This window comes from Burkholderia cenocepacia, from assembly GCF_014211915.1.
GTDB classification, from domain to species: Bacteria; Pseudomonadota; Gammaproteobacteria; order Burkholderiales; family Burkholderiaceae; genus Burkholderia; species Burkholderia orbicola.
Map to the genome: position 1 here is coordinate 816635 of NZ_CP060039.1, position 11837 is coordinate 828471.

Annotated in this window: 5 protein-coding genes; all 5 read left to right on the forward strand. The window is 62.8% G+C overall.

Annotated elements, in window-relative coordinates; genetic code table 11:
• Positions 1–76: 76 nt before the first annotated feature.
• The 5 genes from rpoB (at position 77) to rpsG (ending at position 11821) form a co-directional block, all read left to right on the forward strand.
• On the forward strand, positions 77–4183 hold the full coding sequence (gene rpoB / locus SY91_RS03815; protein ID WP_011546646.1) for a DNA-directed RNA polymerase subunit beta: 4107 nt from the start codon (positions 77–79) through the stop codon (positions 4181–4183).
• Positions 4184–4204: 21 nt separating this feature from the next.
• Complete coding sequence (gene rpoC / locus SY91_RS03820) at positions 4205–8446, forward strand: DNA-directed RNA polymerase subunit beta' (protein ID WP_011546645.1); 4242 nt, start codon at positions 4205–4207, stop codon at positions 8444–8446.
• A 277-nt stretch (positions 8447–8723) separates the two neighbouring features.
• Positions 8724–10571 (forward strand): DNA helicase RecQ, encoded by a 1848-nt coding sequence (gene recQ, locus SY91_RS03825; RefSeq protein ID WP_006477197.1) that lies wholly within the window; start codon positions 8724–8726, stop codon positions 10569–10571.
• A 226-nt stretch (positions 10572–10797) separates the two neighbouring features.
• A complete protein-coding gene (gene rpsL / locus SY91_RS03830; protein WP_006400662.1) occupies positions 10798–11178 on the forward strand; it encodes a 30S ribosomal protein S12 in 381 nt (126 codons plus the stop codon).
• Between the two features lie 172 nt (positions 11179–11350).
• Positions 11351–11821: a 30S ribosomal protein S7 gene (rpsG, locus tag SY91_RS03835; protein ID WP_006477195.1), complete on the forward strand. Its 471-nt coding sequence runs from the start codon at positions 11351–11353 to the stop codon at positions 11819–11821.
• Positions 11822–11837: the final 16 nt, after the last annotated feature.

Sequence of the window (11837 nt, forward strand, 5' to 3'; positions counted from 1 at the left end):
CTCAGTCGGTGAACACTCGGGTTTGAAACGTCCAGGTATTCCGCCTCGATAGCACCCGCCGTGATTCGGAGATCGTATGCAATATTCCTTCACCGAGAAGAAGCGCATTCGCAAGAGTTTCGCGAAGCGCCCCATCGTTCACCAAGTTCCGTTCTTGCTGGCTACCCAGCTTGAATCATTCAGCACGTTTCTGCAAGCCGATGTGCCCGCGACGCAACGTAAGCCTGAGGGTTTGCAGGCCGCGTTCACATCGGTATTTCCCATTGTTTCGCACAACGGTTTCGCGCGCCTCGAGTTCGTGAGCTATGCGCTGTCCTCGCCGGCATTCAACATCAAGGAATGCCAGCAGCGGGGCCTGACGTACTGCTCCGCGCTGCGCGCGAAGGTCCGCCTCGTCATCCTCGACAAGGAATCGCCGAACAAGCCGGTCGTCAAGGAAGTGAAGGAGCAGGAAGTGTACATGGGCGAAATTCCGCTCATGACGCCGACGGGCTCGTTCGTCATCAACGGCACCGAGCGTGTCATCGTCTCGCAGCTGCACCGTTCGCCGGGCGTGTTCTTCGAACACGACAAGGGCAAGACGCACAGCTCGGGCAAGCTGCTGTTCTCGGCACGGATCATTCCGTACCGCGGCTCGTGGCTCGACTTCGAATTCGATCCGAAGGACATTCTGTACTTCCGCGTCGACCGTCGCCGCAAGATGCCGGTCACGATCCTGCTGAAGGCCATCGGCCTGACGCCGGAACAGATTCTCGCGAACTTCTTCGTGTTCGACAACTTCACGCTGATGGACGAAGGCGCGCAACTCGAGTTCGTGCCCGAGCGCCTGCGTGGTGAAGTCGCGCGTTTCGACATCACGGATCGCGACGGCAAGGTCATCGTCCAGAAGGACAAGCGGATCAACGCGAAGCACATTCGCGACCTCGAAGCCGCGAAGACCAAGTTCATCTCGGTGCCGGAAGACTATCTGCTCGGCCGCGTGCTGGCGAAGAACGTCGTCGACGGCGATACCGGCGAAGTGATCGCGAGCGCGAACGACGAAGTCACGGAAAGCGTGCTCGAGAAGCTGCGCGAAGCGGGCATCAAGGACATCCAGACGCTCTATACGAACGATCTGGACCAGGGCCCGTACATCTCGTCGACGCTGCGTGTCGACGAAACGACCGACAAGACGGCCGCGCGCATCGCGATCTACCGCATGATGCGTCCGGGCGAGCCGCCGACCGAAGAAGCGGTCGAGGCGCTGTTCAACCGTCTGTTCTACAGCGAAGAAGCATACGACCTGTCGAAGGTCGGCCGCATGAAGTTCAACCGCCGCGTCGGCCGTGACGAGATCGTCGGCCCGATGACGCTGCAGGACGACGACATCCTCGCGACGATCAAGATCCTCGTCGAGCTGCGCAACGGCAAGGGCGAAGTGGACGACATCGACCACCTCGGCAACCGTCGCGTGCGTTGCGTCGGCGAACTGGCGGAAAACCAGTTCCGCGCGGGTCTCGTGCGTGTCGAGCGCGCGGTCAAGGAACGCCTCGGCCAGGCCGAAAGCGAAAACCTGATGCCGCACGACCTGATCAACTCGAAGCCGATTTCGTCGGCGATCCGCGAGTTCTTCGGTTCGTCGCAGCTGTCGCAGTTCATGGACCAGACCAACCCGCTGTCGGAAATCACGCACAAGCGCCGTGTTTCCGCACTGGGCCCGGGCGGTCTGACGCGCGAGCGCGCAGGCTTCGAAGTCCGCGACGTGCACCCGACCCACTACGGCCGCGTGTGCCCGATCGAAACGCCGGAAGGTCCGAACATCGGCCTGATCAACTCGCTCGCACTGTACGCGCACCTGAACGAGTACGGCTTCCTCGAGACGCCGTACCGCAAGGTCGTGGACAGCAAGGTGACCGACCAGATCGACTACCTGTCGGCGATCGAGGAAGGCCGCTACATGATCGCCCAGGCGAACGCCGCGATCGACGAGAACGGCCAGCTGATCGACGAACTCGTGTCGTCGCGTGAAGCCGGCGAAACGATGATGGTCACGCCGGACCGGATCCAGTATATGGACGTCGCGCCGTCGCAGATCGTGTCGGTGGCCGCCTCGCTGATCCCGTTCCTCGAGCACGATGACGCGAACCGTGCATTGATGGGTTCGAACATGCAGCGTCAGGCCGTGCCGTGTCTGCGTCCGGAAAAGCCGGTCGTCGGTACGGGCATCGAGCGCACCTGCGCGGTCGACTCGGGTACGACAGTCCAGGCGTTCCGCGGCGGTGTGGTCGACTACGTCGACGCAGGCCGTATCGTGATTCGCGTGAACGACGACGAAGCGGTCGCGGGTGAAGTCGGTGTCGACATCTACAACCTGATCAAGTACACGCGTTCGAACCAGAACACGAACATCAACCAGCGTCCGATCGTGAAGATGGGCGACAAGGTCTCGCGCGGCGACGTGCTGGCCGACGGCGCCTCGACGGACCTGGGCGAGCTCGCGCTCGGCCAGAACATGCTGATCGCGTTCATGCCGTGGAACGGCTACAACTTCGAGGATTCGATCCTGATCTCGGAGAAGGTGGTCGCGGACGATCGCTACACGTCGATCCACATCGAAGAGCTGAACGTCGTTGCACGCGACACGAAGCTCGGGCCGGAAGAAATCACGCGCGACATCTCGAACCTGGCGGAAGTCCAGCTCGGCCGTCTCGACGAATCGGGCATCGTGTACATCGGTGCTGAAGTCGAAGCAGGCGACGTGCTGGTCGGCAAGGTCACGCCGAAGGGCGAGACCCAGCTGACGCCGGAAGAGAAGCTGCTGCGCGCGATCTTCGGCGAGAAGGCTTCGGACGTGAAGGACACGTCGCTGCGCGTGCCGTCGGGCATGAGCGGCACCGTGATCGACGTCCAGGTGTTCACGCGTGAAGGCATCCAGCGCGACAAGCGTGCGCAACAGATCATCGACGACGAACTGAAGCGCTACCGTCTCGACCTGAACGACCAGCTGCGCATCGTGGAAGGCGACGCGTTCCAGCGTCTGGCACGCATGCTCGTGGGCAAGGTCGCGAACGGCGGTCCGAAGAAGCTCGCGAAGGGCACGAAGATCGACCAGGCTTACCTGGAAGACCTCGACCACTACCACTGGTTCGACATCCGCCTCGCGGACGACGAAGCAGCGGCGCAGCTCGAAGCGATCAAGAACTCGATCGAAGAGAAGCGTCACCAGTTCGATCTGGCGTTCGAAGAGAAGCGCAAGAAGCTCACGCAAGGCGACGAACTGCCGCCGGGCGTGCTGAAGATGGTCAAGGTGTACCTCGCGGTGAAGCGCCGTCTGCAGCCTGGCGACAAGATGGCAGGCCGTCACGGTAACAAGGGTGTCGTGTCGAAGATCGTCCCGATCGAAGACATGCCGTACATGGCCGACGGCCGTCCGGCAGACGTCGTGCTGAACCCGCTCGGCGTGCCGTCGCGGATGAACGTGGGTCAGGTTCTGGAAGTACACCTCGGCTGGGCCGCGAAGGGCCTCGGCTGGCGCATCGGCGAAATGCTGCAGCGTCAGGCGAAGATCGAGGAACTGCGCACGTTCCTGACGAAGATCTACAACGAGTCGGGCCGCCAGGAAGATCTGGAAAGCTTCACCGACGACGAGATCCTCGAACTCGCGAAGAACCTGCGCGAAGGCGTGCCGTTCGCGACGCCGGTGTTCGACGGTGCGACCGAGGAAGAAATGGGCAAGATGCTCGACCTCGCGTTCCCGGACGACATCGCCGAACAGCTCGGCATGAACCCGTCGAAGAACCAGGTCCGCCTGTACGACGGCCGCACGGGTGAAATGTTCGAACGTCGCGTGACGCTCGGCTACATGCACTACCTGAAGCTGCACCACTTGGTCGACGACAAGATGCACGCGCGTTCGACCGGCCCGTACTCGCTCGTCACGCAGCAGCCGCTGGGTGGTAAGGCGCAGTTCGGTGGTCAGCGTTTCGGTGAAATGGAAGTGTGGGCGCTCGAAGCGTACGGCGCGTCCTACGTGCTGCAGGAAATGCTGACGGTGAAGTCGGACGACGTGACCGGCCGGACGAAGGTGTACGAAAACCTCGTCAAGGGCGATCACGTGATCGATGCAGGCATGCCGGAATCCTTCAACGTGCTCGTGAAGGAAATCCGCTCGCTCGGTATCGATATCGATCTCGACCGCAATTAATCGGACTACGGAGAGAAAGCAATGAAAGCTCTGCTCGATCTATTCAAGCAAGTCCAACAGGAAGAAGTTTTCGACGCGATCAAGATCGGTCTGGCCTCGCCCGACAAGATCCGTTCGTGGTCGTTCGGCGAAGTGAAGAAGCCGGAGACCATCAACTACCGTACGTTCAAGCCGGAACGCGATGGTCTGTTCTGCGCGAAGATCTTCGGGCCGATCAAGGACTACGAGTGCCTGTGCGGCAAGTACAAGCGTCTGAAGCACCGCGGCGTGATCTGCGAGAAGTGCGGCGTCGAAGTGACGCTGGCGAAGGTGCGTCGCGAGCGGATGGGCCACATCGAGCTGGCCTCGCCGGTCGCGCACATCTGGTTCCTGAAGTCGCTGCCGTCGCGTCTGGGCATGGTGCTCGACATGACGCTGCGCGACATCGAACGCGTGCTGTACTTCGAAGCGTACGTGGTGATCGAACCGGGCATGACGCCGCTGAAGGCGCGGCAGATCATGACCGAAGAGGATTACTACAACAAGGTCGAGGAATACGGCGACGAATTCCGTGCCGAAATGGGCGCGGAAGGCGTGCGTGAACTGCTGCGCGCGATCAACATCGACGAGCAGGTCGAGACGCTGCGCACCGAGCTGAAGAACACCGGCTCGGAAGCGAAGATCAAGAAGTACGCGAAGCGCCTGAAGGTCCTCGAGGCATTCCAGCGCTCGGGCATCAAGCCCGAGTGGATGATCCTCGAAGTGCTGCCGGTGCTGCCGCCGGAACTGCGTCCGCTCGTGCCGCTGGACGGCGGCCGTTTCGCGACGTCGGACCTGAACGACCTGTATCGCCGCGTGATCAACCGTAACAACCGGTTGAAGCGTCTGCTCGAGCTGAAGGCGCCTGAAATCATCGTCCGCAACGAAAAGCGGATGCTGCAGGAAGCCGTCGACTCGCTGCTCGACAACGGTCGTCGCGGCAAGGCGATGACGGGCGCGAACAAGCGTCCGCTGAAGTCGCTCGCCGACATGATCAAGGGCAAGGGCGGTCGTTTCCGTCAGAACCTGCTGGGCAAGCGCGTCGACTACTCGGGCCGTTCGGTCATCGTGGTCGGCCCGACGCTGAAGCTGCACCAGTGCGGTCTGCCGAAGCTGATGGCGCTCGAGCTGTTCAAGCCGTTCATCTTCAACAAGCTGGAAGTGATGGGCGTAGCTACGACCATCAAGGCTGCGAAGAAGGAAGTCGAGAACCAGACGCCGGTGGTGTGGGACATCCTCGAAGAGGTGATCCGCGAGCACCCGGTGATGCTGAACCGTGCGCCGACGCTGCACCGTCTCGGTATCCAGGCGTTCGAGCCGGTGCTGATCGAAGGCAAGGCAATCCAGCTGCACCCGCTCGTCTGCGCGGCGTTCAACGCCGACTTCGACGGTGACCAGATGGCCGTTCACGTGCCGCTGTCGCTCGAAGCGCAGATGGAAGCGCGCACGCTGATGCTCGCGTCGAACAACGTGCTGTTCCCGGCCAACGGCGATCCGTCGATCGTGCCGTCGCAGGATATCGTGCTGGGTCTGTACTACGCGACCCGCGAAGCGGTCAACGGCAAGGGCGAAGGCCTGTCGTTCACGGGCGTGTCGGAAGTGATCCGCGCGTACGAGAACAAGGAAGTCGAGCTGGCCTCGCGCGTCAATGTGCGGATCACCGAAATGGTCCACAACGAAGACAAGTCGGAAGGCGCGCCGCCGTTCGTGCCGAAGATCACGCTGTACGCGACGACCGTCGGCCGCGCGATCCTGTCGGAGATCCTGCCGCACGGCCTGCCGTTCTCGGTGCTGAACAAGCCGCTGAAGAAGAAGGAAATCTCGCGCCTGATCAACACGGCGTTTCGCAAGTGCGGTCTGCGTGCGACGGTGGTGTTCGCCGACCAGCTGATGCAGTCGGGTTTCCGTCTCGCGACGCGTGCCGGCATCTCGATCTGCGTGGACGACATGCTCGTGCCGCCGCAGAAGGAAACGATCGTCGGCGACGCCGCGAAGAAGGTGAAGGAGTACGACCGTCAGTACATGTCGGGTCTCGTCACCGCGCAGGAACGCTACAACAACGTGGTCGACATCTGGTCGGCAACGTCGGAAGCGGTCGGCAAGGCGATGATGGAGCAGCTGTCGACGGAGCCGGTGACGGACCGCGACGGCAACGAGACGCGCCAGGAGTCGTTCAACTCGATCTACATGATGGCCGACTCGGGCGCCCGGGGTTCGGCGGTTCAGATTCGTCAGCTGGCCGGTATGCGTGGCCTGATGGCGAAGCCGGACGGCTCGATTATCGAGACGCCGATTACCGCGAACTTCCGCGAAGGTCTGAACGTGTTGCAGTACTTCATCTCGACCCACGGTGCACGTAAGGGTCTGGCTGATACGGCACTGAAGACCGCGAACTCGGGTTACCTGACGCGTCGTCTGGTCGACGTCACGCAGGATCTGGTCGTGGTGGAAGACGATTGCGGCACGTCGAACGGCGTGGCGATGAAGGCGCTGGTCGAAGGCGGTGAAGTCGTCGAAGCGCTGCGCGACCGTATCCTCGGCCGCGTCGCGGTCGCGGACGTCGTGAATCCGGAAACGCAGGAAACGCTGTACGAATCGGGCACGCTGCTCGACGAAACGGCGGTCGAGGAAATCGAACGCCTCGGCATCGACGAAGTGCGCGTGCGCACGCCGCTGACCTGCGAAACGCGTTACGGCCTGTGCGCAGCCTGCTACGGTCGCGACCTCGGCCGCGGCTCGCTCGTGAACGTCGGCGAAGCAGTCGGCGTGATCGCGGCGCAGTCGATCGGTGAACCGGGCACGCAGCTGACGATGCGTACGTTCCACATCGGTGGTGCGGCATCGCGTGCGGCAGTGGCTTCGTCGGTCGAAGCGAAGAGCAACGGTATCGTCCGCTTCACGGCGACGATGCGCTACGTCACGAACGCGAAGGGCGAGCAGATCGTCATTTCCCGTTCGGGCGAAGCGATGATCACCGACGACTTCGGTCGCGAGCGCGAACGTCACAAAGTGCCGTACGGCGCGACGCTGCTGCAGCTCGACGGCGCGACCATCAAGGCCGGCACGCAGCTCGCCACGTGGGACCCGCTGACGCGTCCGATCATCACCGAGTACGGTGGTACGGTGAAGTTCGAGAACGTCGAGGAAGGCGTGACCGTCGCGAAGCAGATCGACGACGTGACCGGCCTGTCGACGCTGGTCGTGATCGACGTGAAGCGCCGCGGTTCGCAGGCTTCGAAGAGTGTGCGTCCGCAGGTGAAGCTGCTCGACGCGAACGGCGAGGAAGTGAAGATTCCGGGCACGGAGCACGCAGTGCAGATCGGCTTCCAGGTCGGCGCACTGATCACCGTGAAGGATGGCCAGCAGGTGCAGGTCGGTGAAGTGCTCGCACGTATCCCGACGGAAGCGCAGAAGACGCGTGACATTACCGGCGGTCTGCCGCGGGTGGCGGAACTGTTCGAAGCGCGTTCGCCGAAGGATGCCGGCATTCTCGCGGAAGTCACCGGTACGACGTCGTTCGGCAAGGACACGAAGGGCAAGCAGCGTCTCGTCATCACGGACCTCGAGGGCAACCAGCACGAGTTCCTGATCGCGAAGGAAAAGCAGGTTCTGGTTCACGATGCCCAGGTCGTCAACAAGGGCGAAATGATCGTGGACGGTCCGGCCGATCCGCACGACATCCTGCGTCTGCAGGGTATCGAGGCGCTGTCGCGCTACATCGTCGACGAAGTGCAGGACGTGTACCGTCTGCAGGGCGTGAAGATCAACGACAAGCACATCGAGGTGATCGTTCGCCAGATGCTGCGTCGTGTGCAGATCACCGACAACGGCGATACACGCTTCATCCCGGGCGAACAGGTCGAGCGTTCCGACATGCTGGACGAGAACGATCGCATGATCGCCGAGGGCAAGCGTCCGGCTTCGTACGACAACGTGCTGCTCGGTATCACGAAGGCATCGCTGTCGACCGACTCGTTCATCTCCGCGGCATCGTTCCAGGAAACGACCCGCGTGCTGACCGAAGCGGCGATCATGGGCAAGCGCGACGATCTGCGCGGCCTGAAGGAAAACGTGATCGTCGGCCGTCTGATTCCGGCCGGTACGGGTCTCGCGTTCCACAAGGCACGCAAGGCGAAGGAATCGTCGGATCGCGAGCGTTTCGACCAGATCGCAGCGGAAGAGGCATTCGACTTCGGCACGCCGAGCGCGCCGGCAGAAGAGCCGCAACACCCGGCAGCCGAGTAAGCGCGGCGCGGCGCAAGCCGCGTTGCCTTGCTATCATCGCTGTCACCGAAACCGCCCGGTTCTGCCGGGCGGTTTTTTTTCATCCTTCGTTCACGCGCATGACGTGCCTGCGCCGCCTCGGGGCATGCCCCGCGATCGCGTCCAGCATGGCCGCGGCAGGCCCGTGATGCCCGCGAACGAACCCTGACCGAACGGCCAACGTCGCGCGATTCGCCACGCGTCGCGCGAGCGGGTTGTTAAAATTGCGTTCATCGCTTAGCCGTCCCTGTTCCTATTCATGTCCCGCGCCCTCGAAATACTCGACGAAGTCTTTGGTTATTCCGCCTTTCGCGGCCAGCAGGGCGAGATCGTCGAGCACGTCGCCGGCGGCGGCGATTGTCTCGTGCTGATGCCGACCGGCGGCGGTAAGTCGCTGTGCTACCAGATTCCCGCGCTGCTGCGCCGCGAGGCCGGGCAGGGCGCCGGCATCGTCGTGTCGCCGCTGATCGCGCTGATGCAGGACCAGGTCGCCGCGTTGAGCGAAGTCGGCGTGCGCGCGGCCTACCTGAATTCGACGCTGTCGGGCGCCGAGGCCGCGGCCACCGAGCGCGCGCTGCGCGAAGGCGAAATCGACCTGTTGTACGTCGCGCCGGAGCGCTTGATGACGGGGCGCTTCCTCGAGCTGCTCGAGCGCGCGAAGATCGGCCTGTTCGCGATCGACGAAGCGCACTGCGTGTCGCAATGGGGGCACGATTTCCGCCCGGAATACATCCAGCTGTCGGTGTTGCACGAGCGCTTCCCGTCGGTGCCGCGCATCGCGCTGACCGCCACGGCCGACGCGATTACGCGCGACGAGATCATCCATCGTCTCGCGCTCGACGACGCGCGCGTGTTCGTGTCGAGCTTCGACCGCCCGAACATCCGTTACCGGATCGTCGAAAAGGACAACGCGCGCTCGCAGCTGCTCGACTTCATCCGTGCCGAGCACACGAATGCCGACGGCACGACGGACGCGGGCGTCGTCTATTGCCTGTCGCGCCGCAAGGTCGAGGAAACGGCCGAATGGCTGAAGGCGCAGGGCGTGCGCGCGCTGCCGTATCACGCGGGGATGGAGTTCGAGGTGCGGCAGAAGCACCAGGAAATGTTCCAGCGCGAGGAAGGCATCGTGATGTGCGCGACGATCGCGTTCGGCATGGGTATCGACAAGCCCGACGTCCGCTTCGTCGCGCACCTCGATTTACCGAAGAGCGTCGAAGGCTATTACCAGGAAACCGGCCGCGCGGGTCGTGACGGGATGCCCGCCAACGCGTGGATGGCGTATGGCCTCGGTGACGTCGTCCAGCAGCGCAAGATGATCGACGAATCCGATGCGGACGACGCGCACAAGCGCGTGCAGACGTCGAAGCTCGACGCGCTGCTCGGGTTGTGCGAAACGATCTCGTGCCGTCGCGTGCGGCTGCTGAACTACTTCGGCGAGGCGAGCCAGCCGTGCGGTAACTGCGACACGTGCCTCGAGCCGCCCGCTTCGTGGGACGCGACGCGCGAGGCGCAGATGGCGCTGTCGTGCGTGTTCCGCGCGCAGCGCGCGAGCGGCTTCAATTTCGGCTCGAGCCACCTGATCGAGATCCTGCGCGGCGGGCGCACCGAGAAGGTATTGCAGCGCGGCCACGACCAGCTCAGCACGTTCGGCATCGGCGCGGCGCTGTCCGAGCCCGAGTGGCGCGCGATTTTCCGGCAACTGGTCGCGTACGGCTATCTGGCGGTCGACCATGGCGGCTTCGGCGCGCTGATGCTGACCGAGGCCGCAAAGCCCGTGCTGAAGAACGAGGAAAAGGTCACGCTGCGCCGCTACGTGAAGCCGCAGCGCACCCGCCAGTCGTCGAGCCGCAGCGGCACGCGCGTCGACCCGACGGCCGGCATGGGCGCACGCGAGCGCGCACGGTGGGACGCGCTGCGCGCATGGCGCGCGGAAACTGCAAAGACGGACGGCGTGCCGGCCTACGTGATCTTCCACGACGCGACGCTCGCCGAAATCGCGCGCAACGCGCCGGAGACGATCGACGACCTGCGTCACATCCCCGGCATGGGCGTGCGCAAGCTGGAACGCTTCGGCGACGAGATCATCGACGTCGTCGAATCGGCCTGACACAGCGTTCCGACCCCTCCTGTAAACCACGGGGTCAGCCGGCAAATCACGCAAGCCGTTGACTTAGTTGGTATTTCCGGAATATCATGCTGGGTTCCGGTATTCGGTGGGCCGAGTCGCGTTCGACAGTTCGCACCCGATTCGCCGGTTCGGAAGTCAACTGTGCGTCGATTCTCGCTTTGCCCGAAATCGGCGTGCAGATTTTGTTCAATTTCAGGAATAAACAATGCCAACCATCAACCAACTGGTTCGCAAAGGCCGTCAGTCGGAAACGACGAAGAGCAAGAGCCCGGCCCTGCAGGACTGCCCCCAGCGTCGCGGCGTGTGCACCCGTGTGTACACGACGACGCCGAAGAAGCCTAACTCGGCACTCCGTAAGGTTGCCAAGGTTCGTCTGACGAACGGCTTCGAAGTGATTTCGTACATCGGCGGTGAAGGCCACAACCTGCAGGAACACTCGGTTGTGCTGATCCGCGGCGGCCGTGTGAAGGACTTGCCGGGTGTGCGTTACCACATGGTTCGCGGCTCGCTGGATACCCAGGGCGTCAAGGACCGTAAGCAAGCGCGTTCGAAGTACGGCGCGAAGCGTGCAAAGGCTGCCAAGTAAGCAGTTTTTGATCAGGGATCGCCGCAGGGCGGTCAAGGCGGGAGTGCCGGATTGCCGGTGCTGTCGAGTAAGTGGTCACCCGGCCAAGCTGGTTAGTCGTGAAGATGTGATCGGGTTTGTTGGTGGCCGCGGAGCTGAATCCAGCTCCAACTGAACAAGTAAAGGAAGAATCATGCCGCGTCGTCGCGAAGTCCCCAAGCGGGAAGTGTTGCCGGATCCGAAGTTCGGTAACGTTGATGTTGCCAAGTTCATGAACATGCTGATGCTGTCCGGCAAGAAGTCGGTCGCAGAGCGCATCGTTTATGGCGCATTCGAACAAATCCAGACCAAGGGTGGCAAGGACCCGCTGGAAGTGTTCACGGTTGCGCTCAACAACGTGAAGCCGGTGGTCGAAGTGAAGAGCCGTCGCGTTGGTGGTGCCAACTATCAAGTTCCGGTCGAAGTGCGCCCGTCGCGTCGTATGGCATTGGCGATGCGCTGGCTGCGTGAGGCTGCGAAGAAGCGCAGCGAGAAGTCGATGGCCCTGCGTCTGGCAGGTGAACTCTCCGAAGCGGCCGAAGGCCGTGGCGGCGCGATGAAGAAGCGCGACGAAGTTCACCGCATGGCAGAAGCCAACCGCGCGTTCTCGCATTTCCGTTTCTAAGCGCCTGGCTGGGCTG